This is a genomic window from Pseudomonas sp., from assembly GCF_002796985.1.
In the GTDB taxonomy this organism is placed as follows: Bacteria; Pseudomonadota; Gammaproteobacteria; order Pseudomonadales; family Pseudomonadaceae; genus Pseudomonas.
Genome location: NZ_PEKX01000002.1, coordinates 332872 through 352822, shown reverse-complemented (window position 1 = coordinate 352822; position 19951 = coordinate 332872). Strand labels below are relative to the sequence as shown.

Annotated in this window: 17 protein-coding genes; 6 read left to right on the top strand and 11 right to left on the bottom strand. The window is 64.2% G+C overall.

Annotated features, from left to right (window positions below; translation table 11 throughout):
• Nucleotides 1–6 precede the first annotated feature (6 nt).
• The 3 genes from CTR55_RS02025 (at nucleotide 7) to CTR55_RS02015 (ending at nucleotide 1908) form a co-directional block, all read left to right on the top strand.
• Nucleotides 7–552 carry a dihydrofolate reductase family protein gene (locus CTR55_RS02025; RefSeq protein WP_296283873.1) on the top strand — a complete coding sequence of 182 codons (546 nt, stop codon included), beginning with the start codon at nucleotides 7–9 and terminating at the stop codon, nucleotides 550–552.
• Nucleotides 549–959, top strand: a complete 411-nt coding sequence (locus CTR55_RS02020; protein WP_296283872.1) for an NUDIX domain-containing protein — start codon at nucleotides 549–551, stop codon at nucleotides 957–959. Before CTR55_RS02025 ends, CTR55_RS02020 begins: the two co-directional genes overlap by 4 nt.
• A 343-nt stretch (nucleotides 960–1302) precedes the next feature.
• A complete protein-coding gene (locus CTR55_RS02015) occupies nucleotides 1303–1908 on the top strand; it encodes a C40 family peptidase (RefSeq protein ID WP_296283871.1) in 606 nt (201 codons plus the stop codon).
• A gap of 41 nt (nucleotides 1909–1949) precedes the next feature.
• On the opposite strand, the gene rarD is transcribed toward CTR55_RS02015, so the two are convergent.
• The 11 genes from rarD to mtnA form a co-directional block, all read right to left on the bottom strand.
• Nucleotides 1950–2846: an EamA family transporter RarD gene (rarD, locus tag CTR55_RS02010; protein ID WP_296283870.1), complete on the bottom strand. Its 897-nt coding sequence runs from the start codon at nucleotides 2844–2846 to the stop codon at nucleotides 1950–1952.
• Nucleotides 2843–3712 (bottom strand): carboxylate/amino acid/amine transporter, encoded by an 870-nt coding sequence (locus CTR55_RS02005; protein WP_296283869.1) that lies wholly within the window; start codon nucleotides 3710–3712, stop codon nucleotides 2843–2845. The genes rarD and CTR55_RS02005 overlap by 4 nt, the downstream gene beginning before the upstream one ends.
• A gap of 140 nt (nucleotides 3713–3852) precedes the next feature.
• Nucleotides 3853–5535, bottom strand: coding sequence for a 30S ribosomal protein S1 (gene rpsA / locus CTR55_RS02000; RefSeq protein WP_296283868.1), 1683 nt, complete (start codon nucleotides 5533–5535; stop codon nucleotides 3853–3855).
• Nucleotides 5536–5921: 386 nt separating this feature from the next.
• Nucleotides 5922–6611: a (d)CMP kinase gene (gene cmk, locus CTR55_RS01995; protein ID WP_296283867.1), complete on the bottom strand. Its 690-nt coding sequence runs from the start codon at nucleotides 6609–6611 to the stop codon at nucleotides 5922–5924.
• Nucleotides 6611–8836, bottom strand: a complete 2226-nt coding sequence (locus CTR55_RS01990) for a bifunctional prephenate dehydrogenase/3-phosphoshikimate 1-carboxyvinyltransferase (RefSeq protein ID WP_296283866.1) — start codon at nucleotides 8834–8836, stop codon at nucleotides 6611–6613. Before CTR55_RS01990 ends, cmk begins: the two co-directional genes overlap by 1 nt.
• Nucleotides 8829–9941: a histidinol-phosphate transaminase gene (hisC, locus tag CTR55_RS01985; RefSeq protein ID WP_296283865.1), complete on the bottom strand. Its 1113-nt coding sequence runs from the start codon at nucleotides 9939–9941 to the stop codon at nucleotides 8829–8831. The genes CTR55_RS01990 and hisC overlap by 8 nt, the downstream gene beginning before the upstream one ends.
• Before the next feature lie 25 nt (nucleotides 9942–9966).
• Nucleotides 9967–10566 (bottom strand): adenylyl-sulfate kinase, encoded by a 600-nt coding sequence (cysC, locus tag CTR55_RS01980; RefSeq protein WP_296283864.1) that lies wholly within the window; start codon nucleotides 10564–10566, stop codon nucleotides 9967–9969.
• Between the two features lies 1 nt (nucleotide 10567).
• A complete protein-coding gene (pheA, locus tag CTR55_RS01975; RefSeq protein ID WP_296283863.1) occupies nucleotides 10568–11665 on the bottom strand; it encodes a prephenate dehydratase in 1098 nt (365 codons plus the stop codon).
• Entirely contained in the window at nucleotides 11665–12750 is a 1086-nt protein-coding gene (gene serC, locus CTR55_RS01970) for a 3-phosphoserine/phosphohydroxythreonine transaminase (protein WP_296283862.1), read from the bottom strand. The genes pheA and serC overlap by 1 nt, the downstream gene beginning before the upstream one ends.
• 14 nt (nucleotides 12751–12764) lie before the next feature.
• A complete protein-coding gene (gene gyrA / locus CTR55_RS01965) occupies nucleotides 12765–15539 on the bottom strand; it encodes a DNA gyrase subunit A (RefSeq protein ID WP_296283861.1) in 2775 nt (924 codons plus the stop codon).
• 233 nt (nucleotides 15540–15772) lie between these two features.
• Nucleotides 15773–16849: an S-methyl-5-thioribose-1-phosphate isomerase gene (mtnA, locus tag CTR55_RS01960; RefSeq protein WP_296283860.1), complete on the bottom strand. Its 1077-nt coding sequence runs from the start codon at nucleotides 16847–16849 to the stop codon at nucleotides 15773–15775.
• A gap of 151 nt (nucleotides 16850–17000) precedes the next feature.
• Here mtnA and CTR55_RS01955 point away from each other — a divergent pair, with 151 nt between their 5' ends.
• The 3 genes from CTR55_RS01955 to mupP all read left to right on the top strand — a co-directional run bounded on the left by CTR55_RS01955 (nucleotide 17001) and on the right by mupP (nucleotide 19940).
• Nucleotides 17001–18326: a TRZ/ATZ family hydrolase gene (locus CTR55_RS01955; RefSeq protein ID WP_296283859.1), complete on the top strand. Its 1326-nt coding sequence runs from the start codon at nucleotides 17001–17003 to the stop codon at nucleotides 18324–18326.
• A gap of 241 nt (nucleotides 18327–18567) precedes the next feature.
• Entirely contained in the window at nucleotides 18568–19266 is a 699-nt protein-coding gene (gene ubiG, locus CTR55_RS01950) for a bifunctional 2-polyprenyl-6-hydroxyphenol methylase/3-demethylubiquinol 3-O-methyltransferase UbiG (protein ID WP_296283858.1), read from the top strand.
• Nucleotides 19263–19940, top strand: coding sequence for an N-acetylmuramic acid 6-phosphate phosphatase MupP (mupP, locus tag CTR55_RS01945; RefSeq protein ID WP_296283857.1), 678 nt, complete (start codon nucleotides 19263–19265; stop codon nucleotides 19938–19940). The genes ubiG and mupP overlap by 4 nt, the downstream gene beginning before the upstream one ends.
• Nucleotides 19941–19951 lie beyond the last annotated feature (11 nt).

The following is a 19951-nucleotide window of genomic DNA, read 5'->3' as shown; positions in this document are numbered from 1 at the left end:
ATTGAGGTGCCATCGACTCTCATTTATTACGTAGCCGCCAGCCTCGACGGCTACATCGCCCGCCCCGACGGCAGCGTGGACTGGCTCGAAGGCTATGGCAGCGGGGCCGACGACCATGGCTACAACGCCTTCTATTCCAGCATCGACGGTCTGCTCATGGGACGAGCGACCTATCTGTTCTGCCTGGGCCAGGGCCAATGGCCCTACCCGGACAAGCCCGCGCTGGTCATGACCCGCTCCAATCATTTGTCCAGGGCCGCGCCCCAGGTGGAGCTCGAACACTACACGCCAGTGGATGCCCTCGCCTCGCTGGAGGCTCGCGGCTGCCAGCGCATCTGGCTGGTAGGTGGCGGCAGCCTGGCGGGCAACTTTCTCGCTGGGGGCTTGCTCGACGAAGTGATCGTCAGCATCATTCCGCACCTGCTCGGCGCCGGCATTCCCCTGTTCAGCATCGGGCTCGAGCAACGCCTGCAGTTACTTGAGCAGCGCAGCTTCCCCAGTGGCATCGTGCAGATGCGCTACCAGGTTCTGAAGGAAACGCCCTCGCCATGACCCTCGCCACCACCCTTCGTATCGCCGCCGCCTGCCTGCTGGATGACACCGGGCGTCTGCTGCTGGTGCGCAAGCGTGGCACCCAGGCCTTCATGCTGCCCGGCGGCAAGCACGAGCCCGGCGAGACTTCCATCCAGGCGCTGCTGCGTGAACTGGGCGAAGAACTCGACCTGCATCTATCACCCTCCGCCCTCATCCCGCTCGGCCAGTTCCAGGCCGAGGCCGCCAACGAGCCGGGCATGCGCGTGAATGCGCAGGTCTTCGTCGCCGCCCTGCCCCACACCGTCCATCCCGCCGCCGAACTGGAGGAACTGGCTTGGCTGGCTCCCGCTGGCGATTACCCGCAAAACCTCGCCCCACTGCTGCGCGAGCAGGTCCTTCCCGCTCTGCTGGCCCATCTGAGCTGATTCCTTCAGCTCAAATACCTGCATTTCGTCGGGTTTTTCCTTAAGACCCCCTGCCGATCTGGCTTTTCGCCAGCAATTCGCGCCCGGCCTTACCCTGCGCCGAAACGCCCGGTTTATAGGGCTTCCGGCTATAAGGTCAGGCCGTGACTGCTGCGTCCGAACACATGTCACGCAAAGTCCGGCAAGTCACAAGCACAACGGCAGAATCGACAAACGGTACGAACTGTCATGAAAAGTCGTTCAGAATGCGTGGAATTTTTGAGCGGACCAAAGGAAACCACGCCGACAAAAACGGCGATCCAGCGGAGTCTGGGCGACATCAACCAGCAAGAAGACATGCCGAATGCGAAGTACCCTTTTGACATGCCTTTCCATAGGCTTGGCGACCGTATTGGCCGCTACCGAGGCATCTGCCTCTTCCAAGATCACGCGCACCTATCAACCCGCTCCGGTCGATCTCCGCGTCCCGGTCCAGGGCAGCGCCCTGCTGACCTTCAATGCCAAGGCCGTCAAACCGGCCAAAAGCGAAGCGCACCAGGTGACCCAGCGCGCCTACAACATGATCGGCACGCCCTATCGCTGGGGCGGCACCTCGCCCAAGCGCGGCTTCGATTGCAGCGGTCTGGTCAATTACGTCTTCCAGAACATCGATGAAGTAGACCTGCCGCGTACCGCACGGGAAATCTTCAACATGCGCGGCAACTCGAAAGTCGCACGGGATGACCTGCTGCCCGGCGACCTGGTGTTCTTCCGCATCCACAACCGCCGTAATGTTGATCACGTCGGCATCTACGTTGGTGATAACCAGTTTGTCCACGCGCCTCGCCGCGGCCAGAAAGTCCGTGTTTCCGACCTCGATGGCGACTACTGGAAGCGTCACTACACCGCCGCACGCCGCATCCTGCCGGAAACCCTGGCCAAGGCCGACGTCGGCGGGAGCTTCGACTGACGCTGAGCGCTCTCGCCTCTCGGGAGAGCGCTTACCCCCGCTTACAAGCCGCGACGCGCCTGTCGGCGCAGCAGTCGCGCACTATCCCAACCGGTCAGTAGCACGGCGATCCAGATCGGCCCATAGGTCCAGATCTGCGCCGGATTGAAAGCCTCGCCCAGGAAAAGCACGGCGATGGCGAACAGCAGGACCGGCTCGACATAGCTCAGAATCCCGAACAGCCCCATAGGCAGCAACCGGCTGGCCGCCATCATCGCGCCGAACGCCAGCGCGCTGATCAGGCCCAGCAGCGGCAGCAGCGCCCACAGGCGCGGAACCTCTTCCAGCACCTTGCCGCTATCGGTTATCCACAGGGCCGCCAGAGCGAAGGGCAGCAACACGATCATCTCGAAGACGAAGCCAGACAGTGAATCCACCGCCATCTTGCGGCGCAGCATGAAGTACGGCGGATAGCCCAGTGCAGTAATCAGGGTGAACCAGGAGAACGCGCGGGTCAGCCATAGCTCATGCAGCACACCGGCCAGCGCAAAGGCGACGGCGATGCCCTGCAGCGTGGTCAGGCGCTCGCCGTAGAACACCCGGCCACAGAGCACCATGGTCAGCGGCAGCAGGAAGTAGCCCAGCGACAGCTCCAGCGTACGCCCGACCATGGGCGCCCAGATGAACACGCCCCACTGGACCAGCATCATCGCCGCCGTCAGCGGGAAGCACGCCAGCAGCCACGGCTCGCGCAGCAGGCGCCGGCCGGCATCGCGCAACACGCCGCCCTGACGTGTGAACAGCACCAGCAGCAGCACCATGGGGATCGACCAGAGTACCCGGTGGGCGATTACCTGAATGCTGGTCAGCGGCTCCAGCGAGTGGATGTAGCCCGGCAGGGTCACGAACAGCACGGAAGACGCCAGGGACAGCGCCACACCACGTCCGGAGATGTTCATGCAAAGCGCTCCTTGTGGCGACGCAGGCCGAAGCAGTTGACGCCCAGCGAGGCGACAATTACCGCACCACCCAGCGCCAGACGCGGCACATCGGCGGCCTCATTCCAGATCAACAGGTTGATCAGCAGTCCGACCGGAACATGCAGGTTGTTCATCACTGCCAGAGTACCGGCATCCACCATCGTGCCGCCCTTGTTCCACCAGAACTGCCCGAGCGCGGTGGCTAGCAGGCCCATCCACACCAGCACCCCCCATTGCACGTCGGTACTCGGCAGCTTCTGCGGATTGCCGAACAGCAGCCAGCCCGGCAGCGCAATCAGCAGCGCACCAACGAAGAAGTAGCCGAAGCGGCGGAACTGCGGGATGTCCGAAGGGTAGCGCTGCACCAGGTGCTTGTAGAAGACCTGCCCAGCCGCGAAGGTCGCGTTGGCCAGCTGCAACAACAGGAAGCCCTGGACGTAGTCACCGCTCACACCGTCGTAACGGATGATCCCGGCGCCCAGCACCGCCACGGCGGCCGCCAGTAGCGCCCAGGCATTGAATCGGCGATTCAGCGCGTCATCGATCAGCGCCACATGCAACGGGGTCAGCACGGTAAACAGCAGCACCTCCGGCACCGTCAGCACCCGGAAGCTCTGGTAAAGGCAGACGTAGGTGATACCGAACTGCAGCGCGCCCACCAGCATCACGCCGCCGATGAAGCGTGGGTCGACGCCGCGCCAGCGGGTCAGCGGCAGGAACACCAGGCCGGCCAGCACCACACGGGTCAGCACGGCAAAATAGCTGTCGACCTGCCCGGCGAGGTATTCGCCGATCAGGCTGAAGGAGAACGCCCAGAGGACGGTGACGAATAGCAGGTATGGCATGGGCAAGGCGACCGGGACGGGGCAAGCAACATAGCGCCAGACAGACAGCGGAGACAGCTTTGCGCGCCCGCCGCCTGTGAAGTGCAGAAACGAAAAAGGGCGACCGAAGTCGCCCTTTTTCTGGGATGAGGAATCAGGGATTAGCCCTGGTTCTCCATCTGAGCACGGATCAGATCACCGATGGTGGTCGGACCAGTGGCTTCTACGTCTTGCTTGTGGCGCAGTTCTTTCATCGCATCTTTCTCGTCATCAACGTCTTTCGACTTGATGGAGAGGGAGATGACGCGGCTCTTACGGTCGATACTGATGATCTTGGCTTCGACTTCTTCGCCTTCTTTCAGAACGTTGCGAGCGTCTTCAACGCGGTCACGGCTGATTTCGGAGGCTTTCAGGATGCCTTCGATTTCGCCGCCCAGGCTGATGACGGCGCCTTTGGCGTCGACTTCTTTCACGGTGCCGCGAACGATGGTGCCTTTCTCGTTGAGCGATGCGTAGTTGGAGAACGGATCGTCTTCCAGCTGCTTGATGCCCAGGGAGATGCGCTCACGCTCCGGATCAACGGAGAGGATGACGGTTTCCAGCTCGTCGCCCTTCTTGAAGCGGCGAACGGCTTCTTCGCCAACTTCGTTCCAGGAGATGTCGGACAGGTGAACCAGACCGTCGATGCCGCCTTCCAGGCCGATGAAGATACCGAAATCGGTGATCGACTTGATGGTGCCGGAGATCTTGTCGCCCTTGTTGAAGCGGCCAGAGAAGTCTTCCCACGGGTTGGACTTGCACTGCTTGATGCCCAGGGAGATACGACGACGCTCTTCGTCGATGTCCAGAACCTGAACTTCCACTTCGTCGCCAACCTGAACGACTTTCGACGGGTGGATGTTCTTGTTGGTCCAGTCCATTTCGGAGACGTGTACCAGGCCTTCCACACCCTCTTCCAGCTCGGCGAAGCAGCCGTAGTCGGTGAGGTTGGTGACGCGCGCGGTAACGCGGGTGCCTTCCGGGTAACGGGCTTTGATGGCAACCCATGGGTCTTCGCCCAGTTGCTTCAGGCCCAGGGATACGCGGTTGCGCTCGCGGTCGAACTTCAGAACCTTGACATCGATCTCGTCGCCAACGTTGACGATTTCCGACGGATGCTTGATACGCTTCCAGGCCATGTCGGTGATGTGCAGCAGACCATCGACGCCGCCCAGGTCAACGAACGCACCGTAGTCGGTGAGGTTCTTGACGATACCTTTGACCTGCTGGCCTTCCTGCAGGGATTCCAGCAGAGCTTCGCGCTCGGCGCTGTTCTCGGCTTCCAGCACGCTGCGGCGGGAAACGACAACGTTGTTGCGCTTCTGGTCCAGCTTGATGACCTTGAACTCGAGCTCTTTGCCTTCCAGGTGAGTGGTGTCGCGCACCGGACGCACGTCGACCAGCGAACCCGGCAGGAACGCGCGGATGCCGTTGACGTCGACGGTGAAGCCACCCTTGACCTTGCCGTTGATGACGCCTTTGACCACTTCGTCGGCAGAGAAAGCAGCTTCCAGAACAATCCAGCTCTCGGCACGCTTGGCTTTTTCGCGGGACAGCTTGGTTTCACCGAAGCCATCTTCTACCGCGTCCAGCGCAACGTGGACTTCGTCACCCACATTGATGGTCAGCTCGCCCTGTTCGTTATAGAACTGCTCGACCGGGATGACGCCCTCGGACTTGAGGCCGGCATGGACGGTGACCCAGTCACCATCGATGTCGACCACGATGCCGGTGATGATTGCACCCGGCTGCATGTCGAGGGATTTCAGACTTTCTTCAAAGAGTTCTGCGAAGCTTTCGCTCATGTCTATACCTGTAGTCAAAGGCTTGTAAGCCCGATTCCGCGCCACCAGCGAACACGGTCAAGTGATGAAAAAGAAGCCAGCAGGATCAAGACTGGTATCCCGCCGGCCCCCTGTTGCACCCGCCGAAACGGATGCTCCACATTCAGATTTTAAGGGAGTGCTTCGCTCAATATGGACGAAACCCTCCCGATATAAGGTCTGGAATGTTAGCAATGGAAGCTGGCCGCGTCAATCCGCAGCCCCGGCTTCCAAGGCCAATCGCGACTCCAGCCTCATCCCCGTATTTTCGTCCAACCTCGAGCAATGAGCGTCACCGCTCGTCAGAACCACCCTCGCCTGAAAAGAAAAATCCCCGGCATGACCGGGGATCTTCCTTGGCAGATCGACTAGTCAGCCAGCCCCAGGCGGGCAACTTCGGCAAGGATGCTGTCTACCACTTCATCGATGCTCATCGAGGTGGAATCCACCAGGATGGCGCCTTCGGCGGGCTTGAGCGGAGCGACGGCACGCTGACTGTCGCGCTCGTCGCGGGCGCTGATTTCTTCAGCCAGTTGCGCCTGGTTGCTATCGATACCCTTGCCCTTGAGCTGCAGGTAGCGGCGACGGGCGCGCTCCTCGGCCGAAGCGGTGAGGAATATCTTCAGCGGGGCACTGGGGAAGACCACGGTGCCCATGTCGCGACCGTCGGCCACCAGACCCGGCGCTTCGAGGAAAGCCCGCTGACGCTGCAGCAGTGCATCGCGCACCGCCGGCAATGCGGCGACCTGCGAGGCACCGGCGCCGACCTGCTCGGTACGGATCACGTCGGTGACGTCGTCACCTTCGAGGATGATGTGCTGGCCCTGCCCGCCCTTGGCGTGGGTGAACTGCACGTCCAGGTGAGCAGCCAGGACCTTGAGGGCCTCCTCATTGGTCAGGTCGATGCCGTGGTTACCGGCGGCGAACGCCAGCAGGCGATACAGCGCGCCGGAATCCAGCAGGTTCCAGCCCAGGCGCTTGGCCAGCAAGCCGGCGACGGTGCCCTTGCCGGAGCCGCTGGGGCCGTCGATGGCGAGGACCGGCCATTCGCCGTTCATCAGTTGTTCTCCTCGGCGACACGGATGCCCGCACCGGACGCCAGCCCTAGGAAGTTCGGGAAGGAAGTCGCGACGTTGGCGCAGTCATGAATGCGGATCGGCGCGCCGGCGCGCAGGGAAGCCACGCTGAAGGACATGGCGATACGGTGGTCGCCATGGCTCCAGACTTCGCCGCCGCCGTAGCTGCCGCCGTCGATGATGATGCCGTCCGGGGTCGGCTCGCACTTCACGCCCAGGGCCAGCAGGCCGTCGGCCATGACCTGGATGCGGTCGGATTCTTTCACCCGTAGCTCTTCCGCGCCGCGCAGGACGGTGCGGCCAGTGGCGTTGGCGGCAGCGACGAAGAGCACCGGGAACTCGTCGATGGCCAGCGGCACCAGGTCTTCGGGGATGTCGATGCCTTTCAACTGGGCCGAGCGCACGCGAATGTCGGCAACCGGCTCGCCACCCACTTCACGCTGGTTCTCCAGGGTGATGTCGGCGCCCATGAGCTTGAGGATGTCGATGACGCCGGTGCGGGTCGGGTTGATGCCGACGTGCTCCAGGGTCAGGTCGGAACCTTCGGCGATGCTCGCGGCGACCAGGAAGAACGCGGCAGAGGAAATATCAGCCGGGACTTCGATCGAGGTAGCGGTGAGTTTGTGGCCGGACTCGACACGGGCGGTGGCGCCTTCGACGTCGACCGGGTAGCCGAAGCCGCGCAGCATGCGCTCGGTGTGGTCGCGGGTCGGTGCCGGCTCGGTGGTGGACGTTTCACCGGCGGCATAGAGGCCGGCGAGCAACAGGCAGGATTTCACCTGGGCGCTGGCCATGGGCATGTCGTAGTGCATGCCCATGAGTTTCTGGCCACCACGGATGGTCAGCGGCGGACGGCCTTCAGGGCCGGTCTCGATCACCGCGCCCATCTCGCGCAGCGGCTTGGCGACACGGTTCATCGGACGCTTGGACAGCGAGGCGTCACCGGTCAGGGTGGTGTCGAACGACTGGGCGGCGAGCAGGCCGCTGAGCAAGCGCATCGAAGTGCCGGAGTTACCCAGGTAGATCGGGCCGGGCGGAGTCTTCAGGCCATACAGGCCGACACCATGCACGGTCACGCGACCGTGATGCGGGCCTTCGATGACCACGCCCATGTCGCGGAACGCCTGGATGGTGGCGAGGGCGTCTTCACCCTCGAGGAAGCCCTGCACCTCGGTCGTGCCTTCGGCGAGGGAGCCGAGCATGATCGAGCGGTGGGAAATGGACTTGTCGCCCGGTACGCGAACGCGTCCGGAGAGGCGGCCACCCGGCTGGGCCAGGAAAATCAGGTCATTGTTGTGCATGGCGTCCACATAGGCCCGGCGGGCCAGGATTTTGCTGAAATGCTCGCGGGCAACACGGGCGCGGGTGAAGACGCCCATCAGTTGTTGCCCGTCCCCTTTATCAACGGCCTCGCGCAGATCATCGAGGTCGTCACGGAATACGTCGAGGATGCGCAGCACCGCCTCGCGGTTGGCGAGGAAGATGTCGTGCCACATCACCGGGTCGCTGCCGGCAATCCGCGTGAAGTCGCGGAAGCCGCCAGCGGCGTAGCGGAAGATTTCCAGATTCTCGCTGCGTTTGGCCAGCGAGTCGACCAGCGTGAAAGCCAGCAGATGCGGCAGGTGGCTGGTGGCGGCAAGGACTTCGTCGTGGTGTTCGACGGCCATCTGCTCCACATCCGCACCCAGCTCGCGCCAGAGGCTCTCGACGCACTGGATGGCGTCCGCGTCGGCATTATCCAGCGGCGTGAGGATGACTTTATGACGGCGGAACAGTTTCGCGTTGGCTGCTTCCACCCCACTCTGCTCGGAACCGGCGATGGGATGGCCGGGCACGAAGCGCGCCGGCATACCGCCGAACACCGCTTTGGCGGCGCGTACCACATTGCCCTTGGCGCTGCCCACGTCAGTGAGGATAGCGTTGCCCAGATCGAGAATGGCGAGCTCGCCGAGGACCTTTTCCATGGCCAGGATCGGCACGGCGAGCTGGATCACGTCGGCGTCACGGCAGCCGGCGGCGAGGCTCTCCTCGCAGCGATCGACCACGCCCAGCTCCACCGCCAGACGGCGGGTCTGCGGGTCTCGGTCGACTCCGACCACTTCCTCGAACAAGCCCTTCTCGCGGATGCCCTTGGCGAAGGAACCGCCGATCAGACCGAGCCCCACCACCACCAGGCGGCGCAGCTTGTGCGGCTGGACATCAGGCACGAGCGAGCACCTTGGCCAGCGCTACGAGGAAGCGGGCGTTCTCCGCCGGCAGGCCGATGGAGATGCGCAGGTGCTGCGGCATGCCGTAGCCGCCGACTGGACGAACAATCACGCCCTCGGCGAGCAGGGCCTGGTAGACCGGGCCGGCATCGCGCTTGAGGTCCACGGCAATGAAGTTGCCCTTGGAGGGAATCCACTGCAAGTCCAGCGCGCGCAGGCCGCTTTCCAGCTGGGCCATGCCTTCATCGTTGATGCGCTTGCCTTCGGCCAGGTACTGCGCGTCATCCAGGGCGGCGCAGGCAGCGGCCAGGGCCAGGCTGTTGACGTTGAACGGCTGGCGCACGCGATTGAGCACGTCGGCGACCTGCGCCGAGGAGATCGCGTAGCCAACGCGCAGTGACGCCAGGCCGTAGGCCTTGGAGAAGGTGCGCGAGACCAGCAGGTTCGGGTAGCGGGCCAGGTATTTCAGGCCATCCGGCAGCTCTTCGCCCTCGGCGTACTCGATGTAGGCCTCATCGAGCACCACCAGGACGCTCTCCGGAACCTGCGACAGGAAGCGCTCCAGCGCGTCCGGGCCGAACCAGGTCCCGGTGGGATTGTTCGGGTTGGCGATGAAGACCACGCGGGTGTTGGCGTCGATGGCCGCCAGCATGGCTTCCAGATCATGCCCCCAGTCTTTCGCCGGCACGACCTTGCCCTGGGCGCCGACGGCCTGGGTGGAGATCGGGTAGACAGCGAAGGCGTACTGGCTGAACACGGCGTTCAGGCCGGGTGCCAGATAAGCACGGGCGACCAGGTCGAGGATGTCGTTGGAGCCGTTGCCGAGGGTGACCTGCGTGGTCTCGACGCCGCAACGGGCGGCCAGTCGGCTCTTCAGCTCGAAGCCGTTGCCGTCGGGGTAGCGGGTCAGCTCGGCCAGTTCGGCGCGAATGGCTTCGAGGACCTTCGGGCTAGGGCCCAGCGGGTTCTCGTTGCTGGCCAGCTTGACGATACCGGCGGGATCGAGCTTCAGCTCGCGGGCCAGTTCATCGACCGGCTTGCCGGGCACGTAGGGGGAAAGCTTCTGCACGCCCGGCTGGGCCAGGGCAAGGAAATCACAGCTCATGGACATCTCTCTCGAGTGGGGCCGCTCAGAATGAGTCGATGTAGCCGGCGGCCGCCATGTAATTGCAGATGCGGTCGACGGCTTCCTCGACCGACAGCGTGGAGGTATCAATGGTCAGTTCGGCAGCCCGCGGTACCTCGAACGGCGAATCGATACCGGTGAACTCCTTGAGCTCGCCGGCTCGCGCCTTGCGGTAGAGCCCTTTGGGATCACGCTCCTCGCACACCTTCAGGGGGGTGGAAACGTGAACTTCGACGAAGCGCTCGGGCAACAGCTCGCGAACCCTGTCGCGATCCGCGCGAAACGGCGAGATGAGCGCAGCGATGGTGAGCAGACCTGCATCCACCATGAGCGCGGACACCTCGCCAACCCGGCGGATATTCTCGCTGCGGTCCTCGGCAGCGAACCCCAGATCCCGGCTCAGGCCGTGGCGAAGGTTATCGCCATCGAGCAGGTAGGTATGTCGACCGGCCGCGTGCAGCCTCTGCTCCAGAGCATCGGCCAGCGTCGACTTGCCGGAACCGCTCAGACCCGTCAGCCAGACCAGACCGGGCCGCTGGGCCTTGAGCCCCGCGCGGCCTGCGCAATCGACGGTCAGGGACCGCCAACGGGCATCGCGCTGCATGTCAAAGCACAGCCTTCGGGTACGAGCCCAGCACCTTCAGGGCAACGGCTTCGCTGTTGATCTTTTCCAGCACGTCCTTGATCAGCGGGTCCTTGTGGTGGCCGACGAAGTCGATGAAGAACACGTAGGTCCACTTGCCGCTGCGCGACGGGCGGGTCTCGATGCGGGTCAGGTCGATGCCGTTGTTATGGAACGGCACCAGCAGCTCGTGCAGCGCGCCCGGCTTGTTGCGCATGGAGACGATGATGGAAGTCTTGTCATCGCCGGTGGGCGGCACTTCCTGGTTGCCGATCATGAGGAAGCGCGTGGAGTTGTCCGGGCGGTCCTCGATCTTCTCGTGCAGCTTGTCCAGGCCGTACAGGCTGGCCGCCATGTCGCCGGCGATAGCCGCGCTGTTCCACTCGCTCTTCACCCGCTTGGCGGCATCGGCGTTGCTCGAAACCGCCACGCGCTCGACATTCGGGTAGTGCGCGTCCAGCCACTTGCGGCACTGGGCCAGGGACTGGGCGTGGGAATAGATGCGGGTGATGTTGTTGGTCTTGGTGTTCTCGCCCACCAGCAGGTGGTGGTGGATGCGCAGCTCGACCTCACCACAGATCACCATGTCGTGCTCGAGGAAGCTGTCGAGGGTGTGGTTGACCGCACCCTCGGTGGAGTTTTCCACCGGCACCACGCCGAAGTTCACCGCACCGGCAGCGACTTCGCGGAACACTTCGTCGATGGCGGCCATCGGCGTGCTGATCACCGCGTGACCGAAGTGCTTGAGCGCCGCCGCCTGGGTGAAGGTGCCTTCCGGGCCGAGATAGGCGATCTTGAGCGGCTGCTCCAGGGCCAGGCAGGAGGACATGATCTCGCGGAACAGACGCGCGACTTCCTCGTTGTCCAGCGGGCCCTTGTTCAGCTCCATGATGTGCTTGAGCACCCACGCCTCGCGCTCGGGCCGGTAGAACACCGGCTTCTCGCCTTCGGACAGGGCAGCCATTTTCACGCGCGCCACGTCGGTGGCGCACTGGGCACGTTCGCTGATCAGCTCGAGGATCTTCTCGTCGAGGCTGTCGATGCGTACGCGCAAAGCCTTGAGCTGGTCAGCGTCGCTCATCAGCCGTGCTCCTTCTCGAACTCGGCCATGTAGCCGACCAGCGCCTCGATGGCGTCCAGGCCCAGGGCGTTATAGATGGAGGCACGCATGCCGCCCACCGAACGGTGGCCTTTCAGGTTGAGCAGGCCGCGCGCGTCGGCGCCTTCGAGGAAGGCCTTGTCGAGCTTCTCGTCGGCCAGGCGGAACGGCACGTTCATCCAGGAACGGGCGCTGGGCTGGATCGGGTTGGTGTAGAAGTCGCTGTTGTCGATGAAGCCGTACAGCATGTCTTTCTTGGCGCGGTTGCGCTGCTCCATGGCATCGACGCCGCCCTGCTCCTTCAACCACTCGAAGACCAGGCCGGAGAGGTACCAGGAATAGGTCGCCGGAGTGTTGTACATGGAGCCGTTATCGGCCGCGACCTTGTAGTTGAGCATGGTCGGGCAGGAGCTGCGGGCGCGGCCCAGCAGGTCCTCACGAACGATGACGACCACCAGCCCCGACGGGCCGATGTTCTTCTGCGCGCCGGCGTAGATCAGGCCGAACTTCGACACGTCGGTCGGGCGAGAGAGGATGTCCGAAGACATGTCCACCACCAGCGGGACGTCGCCAACTTCAGGAGTCCAGTCGAACTCCAGGCCGCCGATGGTTTCGTTGGACGCGTAGTGCAGGTAGGCGGCGTCCTTGGACAGGTTCCACTCGTTCTGGCCGGGGATGGCGAAGTAGTCGTACTTGGATGCGCTGGCAACCACGTTGACGTTGCCGTAACGACGAGCCTCTTCGATGGCCTTCTTCGACCAGATGCCGGTTTCCACGTAGTCCGCCACACCGTCTTCGGGCAGCAGATTCAGCGGGATCTCGGCGAACTGCTGGCTGGCGCCGCCTTGCAGGAACAGCACCTTGTAGTTCGACGGCACGCTCATCAGGTCGCGCAGGTCCTGCTCGGCCTTCTCGGCAATGGCCACGTAGTCGTCGCTACGGTGGCTCATTTCCATGACCGACAGACCCTTGCCCTGCCAATCCAGCAGTTCGGCGCGGGCGCGCTCCAGCACAGCGGTGGGAAGCGCCGCGGGACCGGCGCAGAAGTTAAAGGCTCGCTTGCTCACATCCACTCTCGCTTTCAGTCTTCGCTGGCCTGCGGGGCTTCTTCCGCCGCAGCTTCGCCTGCTTCTGGGTTCTCGTCAGACACTTCGCCTTCGACGCTCTCGCCTTCGATGACGTCTTCTTCCACGACGGTAGGTTCCTGCACCCGCTCCAGGCCCACGACGGTCTCGTCGGCGGCCAGCTTGATGAGGATTACGCCCTGGGTGTTACGACCGGCGCCACGGACTTCGTCGACACGGGTACGTACCAGGGTGCCCTGGTCGGAAATCAGCATGATCTCCTCACCGTCCAGCACCTGGATGGCGCCTACCAGGTTGCCGTTACGCTCGTTGATCACCATGGCGATCACGCCCTGGCCACCACGACCGCGACGCGGGTAATCGGCCAGCGGCGTGCGCTTGCCGTAACCGCGCTCGGAGGCGCTGAGGATCTGCGCTTCGCGGCACTCGGGGATCAGCATGGAGATGATGCGCTGGCCTTCGACCAGGCGCATGCCGCGCACGCCACGGGCGTTACGGCCCATGATGCGCACCTTGCTTTCCTTGAAGCGGATCACCTTGCCGGCGTTGGAGAACATCATCACGTCCTTCGAGCCGTCGGTGATGGCGGCGGCGATCAGCGAATCGCCCTCTTCCAGCTTCAGGGCGATCAGGCCGTTGGAGCGCGGCTTGGTGAACTGGATCAGCGGAGTCTTCTTCACGGTGCCTTTCATGGTGGCCATGAAGATGTACGCGCCGGTCGGCTCGTCCTGGCTGAAGTCAGCGTCGTCGCCCTCTTCGGCCTCTTCGGCTTCCACCACTTCGGCGACCTGCTCGGCGACCACGTCGTCGTCATCGCCGTCTTCACCGGCGAACTGGGCGCGCACGGCTTCCAGGTCGATCTGCAGCATCGCGGTGATGCGCTCGCCCTCGTCCAGCGGCAGCAGGTTGACCAGCGGACGGCCACGGGCGGTGCGCGAAGCTTCCGGGATCTCGAAGGTACGCAGCCAGTAGACCTTGCCCTTGCTGGAGAACAGCAGCAGGGTGGCGTGGCTGTTGGCGACCAGCAGGTGTTCGATGTAGTCCTCGTCCTTCACGCCACTGGCCGACTTGCCCTTGCCACCGCGACGCTGGGCCTCGTAGGCGGCCAGCGGCTGGGACTTGGCGTAGCCGCCGTGGGAGATGGTCACCACGCGCTCTTCTTCGGTGATCAGGTCGGCGATGGTCAGGTCCATCTGCGACGCGACGATCTCGGTGCGGCGCGCATCGCCGAACTCGGCCTTGACCTTCTCCAGCTCCTCGCGGATGACTTCCATCAGGCGCTCGGGGCTGGTGAGGATACGGATCAGCTCGCCGATCAGGGTGAGGATTTCCTGGTACTCGGACAGGAGCTTCTCGTGCTCCAGGCCGGTCAGGCGGTGCAGGCGCAGTTCCAGGATGGCCTGGGCCTGCTCGGGCGACAGGAAGTACTTGCCGTCACGCAGGCCATACTGCGGGTCCAGGTCTTCCGGACGGCAGGCGTCGGCGCCAGCGCGTTCGACCATCGCTTCCACGGCGCTGGATTCCCAGCCGGTGGCAATCAGGCGTTCCTTGGCTTCCGCCGGGGTCGGCGAGCTCTTGATCAGCTCGATCACCGGGTCGATGTTCGACAGGGCGACGGCCTGGCCTTCGAGGATGTGGCCGCGCTCGCGAGCCTTGCGCAGCTCGTAGACGGTCCGGCGAGTCACCACTTCACGGCGGTGGCGGACGAAGACTTCGAGCATGTCCTTGAGGTTCATCGTGCGCGGCTGGCCATCGACCAGGGCCACCACGTTGATACCGAAGACGCTCTGCAGCTGGGTCTGGGCGTAGAGGTTGTTGAGGACGACTTCGCCCACTTCGCCGCGACGCAGCTCGATGACCACGCGCATGCCGTCCTTGTCGGACTCGTCGCGCAGCTCGGTGATGCCTTCGATCTTCTTCTCTTTCACCAGCTCGGCGATCTTCTCGATCAGACGAGCCTTGTTCAGCTGATAAGGCAGCTCGGTGATGATGATCTGCTGGCGATTGCCGCCTTTCTCCATGTCCTCGATGGTGGCACGGGCACGGATATAGATGCGGCCACGACCGGTGCGATAGGCCTCGATGATGCCCGCACGGCCGTTGATGATGCCTGCGGTCGGGAAGTCCGGACCGGGGATGTACTGCATCAGGTCGTCGATGGACAGCTCGGGGTTGTCCATCAGCGCCAGGCAGCCGTCGATCACCTCGGTGAGGTTATGCGGCGGAATGTTGGTCGCCATGCCCACGGCGATACCGCTGGAACCGTTGACCAGCAGGTTCGGGATCTTGGTCGGCATGACCGCCGGGATCTGCTCGGTGCCGTCGTAGTTGGGCACCCAGTCGACGGTTTCCTTGTCCAGGTCCGCCAGCAGCTCATGGGCCAGCTTGGACATGCGCACTTCGGTGTATCGCATGGCCGCGGCGTTGTCGCCGTCCACCGAACCGAAGTTGCCCTGGCCGTCGACCAGCATGTAGCGCAGCGAGAAGGGCTGGGCCATGCGGACGATGGTGTCGTACACCGCGGTGTCGCCGTGCGGGTGGTACTTACCGATCACGTCACCGACCACACGGGCGGATTTCTTGTAGGGCTTGTTCCAGTCGTTGCCCAGCTCGCTCATGGCGTACAGGACGCGGCGATGCACGGGCTTCAAGCCGTCGCGCGCATCGGGCAGGGCACGACCGACGATCACGCTCATGGCGTAATCGAGGTAGGACTGTCGGAGTTCGTCTTCGATGTTGACCGGGAGGATTTCTTTGGCCAGTTCGCCCATGAGAAGCCTGGTTCCTTTTTCAAATGGGACTCCGCCACGCTCGTCCTGAGCCCGGCGGAGCGCGGTGCGCCATCAAAGCGCCACCGACTCTCTACAAATCAACGACTTGGACGTTGATCCGCGATGCTGTGGGGGCCGAAAAAATGCCCCATCAAGAACCGTCGGAGCTTACCACAAGCCAGGGTCAAACCCTACCCTCGCCCAAGCCCCTCGATGAATTGCTGCAGGCCCCGTCAATGCAGGCGTTTGCGGCTCATCAACTGGGCCATGCGCTCGGTATCCGGGCGCTCGACAACGCCGCGCTCGGTCACGATGGCGTCGATCAGGTCGGCAGGGGTCACATCGAACACCGGATTGAAGGTTTCGACGTCAGCCGCAATACGTTTGCCGCCGATTTCCAGGAGTTCGCGACCGTCACGCTCTTCGATCGGGATGTCCTCGCCGCTCTCCAGGCCCATGTCGATGGTCGAACTGGGCGCCACCACCATGAAGCGCACGCCGTGGTGCATGGCGGTGACTGCCAACTGGTAGGTGCCGATCTTGTTGGCCACGTCGCCATTGGCGGTGATGCGGTCAGCGCCAACGATGACCCAGGTAATGCTCTGAGTCTTCATCAGGTGCGCTGCAGCGGCATCCACGTTGAGCGTCACCGGCACACCTTCGTTGGCCAGCTCCCAGGCAGTCAGGCGGGCACCCTGCAGCCAGGGGCGGGTCTCGTCGGCGTAGACGCGCTCGATCAGCCCTTCCAGGTGCGCTGCTCGCAGCACGCCCAGCGCAGTGCCAAAGCCACCGGTGGCCAAGGCGCCGGTGTTGCAGTGGGTGAGGATCTTCTGCGGGCCGCCATGGTGTTTGCGAATCAGATCCACGCCCAACTGGGCCATGGTCAGGTTCGCCTCACGGTCACTTTCGTGGATCGCCACGGCCTCGGCTTCCAGCAGCGGCAGCGGGTTGTCACCCGGTTTCAGACGCTCCAGGCGGTCGCGCATGCGATTTAGCGCCCAGAACAGGTTGACCGCGGTCGGACGCGACTCGGCCAACACGGTGAAGTCTTCCTCCAGCGCCGCACGCCAGTCACCGCCAGCCGCCACGCGGGCGCGCAAGCCCAGCACCAGGCCATAGGCAGCAGCAATGCCGATGGCGGGCGCACCGCGCACGACCATCTGGCGAATGGCGTCGGCTACGCCTTCGGCGGTTTCGTAGGACAGCCAGGTTTCCTCCAGCGGCAGCAGGCGCTGGTCCAGCAGTCGGAGTGTGCCCTTGCGCCAATCAATGGCCGTGACCCGTTCGGCCGCCAACAGTCGCTCACGCATGGAACACCTCTTCATCTCAATGGAATCGCGGGCCGCTCCGGCACCACGGAAATCCCCCCGAAACCCGGGGAAACGGCCGAGTATACCGAGCCTGAAGCCCTGGTGCTCGGCTATACTCCGGCCCTTTATCAACGCGCCCAGGATGCGCTTCATGCCGACCGAAAAAGCCCCGCTCGACCTGCTGCTCTTCCCCACCTGGATCGTCCCCGTGGAGCCCGCCGGCGTCGTCCTGCGCGATCACGGCCTGGGCATCCGCGACGGCCGCATCGCCCTGCTCGCGCCACGCACCGAAGCGCTGCGCCACCCGGCCACGGAAACCCGCGAACTGCCGGGCATGCTGCTCTCCCCCGGCCTGATCAACGCCCACGGCCACGCGGCGATGAGCCTGTTCCGCGGCCTGGCGGACGACCTGGCGCTGATGACCTGGCTGCAGGAACACATCTGGCCGGCGGAAGCCAAGTGGGTTGGCGAGGACTTCGTCCGCGACGGCACCGAGCTGGCGATTGCTGAGCAGCTCAAGGGCGGCATCACCTGTTTCTCGGACATGTACTTCTTCCCGCAGGTCGCCTGCGAGGTGGTGCACAAGACTGGCGTACGCGCGCAGATCAGCGTGCCCGTACTCGACTTCCCGGTACCCGGCTCGCGCGACGCCGACGAGGCGATCCGCCAGGGCCTGGCGCTGCGCGACGACCTCAAGCACCACCCGCGCGTCAAGGTGGCCTTCGGCCCGCACGCCCCCTACACGGTCAGCGACGACAAGCTGGAAAACATTCTGATGCTCGCCGAGGAACTGGATGCCGGCATCCACATGCACGTCCACGAGACCGCCTTCGAGGTCCAGCAGGCGCTGGAGAAGCACGGCGAGCGACCTCTGGCGCGCCTGCATCGCCTCGGCCTGCTCGGCCCGCGCTTCCAGGCCGTGCACATGACCCAGGTAAATGACGAGGACCTGGCGATGTTGGTGGAGACCAACAGCTCGGTGGTGCACTGCCCCGAATCCAACCTCAAGCTGGCCAGTGGCTTCTGCCCGGTGGAACGGCTGTGGCAAGCCGGCGTCAACGTCGCCATCGGCACCGATGGCGCGGCCAGCAACAATGACCTGGACCTGCTCGGCGAAACCCGTACTGCCGCGCTGCTGGCCAAGGCCGTTGCCGGCCAGGCCACCGCACTGGACGCCCACCGCGCCCTGCGCATGGCCACCCTGAACGGCGCCCGCGCACTGGGCATGGAGCAGGAAACCGGCAGCCTGGAACTGGGCAAAGCCGCCGACCTGACCGCTTTCGACCTCTCCGGCCTGGCCCAGCAGCCGGTCTACGAACCAGTTTCCCAGCTCATCTACGCCAGCGGCCGCGACTGCGTGCGCCACGTATGGGTCGGCGGTAAACAACTGCTGGACGACGGCAAGCTCACCCGACTGGACGAAGAGCGCCTGATCGCCGTGGCTGGCGAGTGGGGCCGCAAGATCGCTGGAGCCTGAGCTCACGCCTGGAAGAGCCCCATCCCCAGCCCTCTCCCTGAAAGGAGAGGGTTAGGGAGAGGGCACCACCCAGCGCCGATGCGCCCATGCCACCGCCGGCCGCATCAGATTCACGACCGACTGCTCCCGCATCCAGCTGACAAGCCGCAGCTGCGACAATCCGTCATGCCGCGCCCCATCCATCCCTCGAAGCTGGCATCATAGTCAGTCTTCGTTTCTAGCTTTCACAAATAGGGACACCATGAGCAACGTCGACCACGCCGAGATCGCCAAATTCGAGGCCCTCGCCCACCGCTGGTGGGACCGCGAAAGCGAGTTCAAGCCCCTGCACGACATCAACCCGCTGCGGGTCAACTGGATCGACGAGCGCGTCAGCCTCGCCGGCAAAAAAGTGCTCGACGTCGGTTGCGGCGGCGGCATTCTCAGCGAAGCCATGGCCCAGCGCGGCGCCACCGTCACCGGTATCGACATGGGCGAAGCGCCCCTGGCGGTCGCCCGGCTGCACCAGCTGGAGTCCGGCGTACCGGTGGAATACCGCCGCATCACCGCCGAAGAGCTGGCCGAGGAAATGCCCGAGCAGTTCGACGTGGTGACCTGCCTGGAGATGCTCGAACACGTCCCGGACCCGGCCTCGGTGATCCGCGCCTGCTACAAGATGGTCAAGCCCGGCGGCCAGGTGTTCTTCTCCACCATCAACCGCAACCCGAAGGCCTACCTGTTCGCCATCGTCGGTGCGGAATACGTGATGCGCCTGCTGCCGCGCGGCACCCACGACTTCAAGAAGTTCATCCGCCCCTCCGAGCTGGGCGCCTGGTCGCGCGACGCCGGCCTGGCAGTCAAGGACATCATCGGCCTGACCTACAACCCGCTGACCAAGCACTACAAGCTGGCCGACGACGTCGACGTCAACTACATGATCCAGACCCTGCGCGAGGAGTGAATCGCATGCTCAGAGCGGTTCTCTTCGACATGGACGGCACGCTGCTGGACACCGCGCCAGACTTCATCGCCGTGTGCCAGGCGATGCTCGCCGCCCATGGGCGCGCGCCGATCGATGACCAGCGCATCCAGGATGTGGTCTCCGGTGGCGCCCGCGCCATGGTTGCCGCGACCTTCGACATGGACCCGGAAGCCCCCGGCTTCGAGGCCTTGCGCCAGGAGTTCCTCGACCGCTACCAGGAGCATTGCGCCGTCTTCACCCGCCCGTACGACGGCATGGCCGAGCTGCTGGAAAGCATCGAGCAGTCGCGCCTGATCTGGGGCGTGGTGACCAACAAGCCGGTGCGTTTCGCCGCGCCGATCATGCAGCAGCTCGGCCTGGCCGAGCGCTCCGCCGTGCTGGTCTGCCCGGACCATGTGAGCAAAAGCAAGCCGGACCCGGAAATGCTCCTGCTGGCCTGCAGCCAGCTGAAGGTCGATCCGTCCGAAGTGCTGTTCATCGGTGACGACCTGCGCGACATCGAGTCGGGCCGCGCCGCCGGGACCAAGACCGCAGCCGTGCGCTACGGCTACATCCACCCGGACGACAACCCTGCGCACTGGGGCGCCGACGTCATCGTCGATGCACCCCGCGACCTGCTCGCCGTCCTCGACCGCGCCCTCTGCTCCTGCTGAGCCAAATTCCC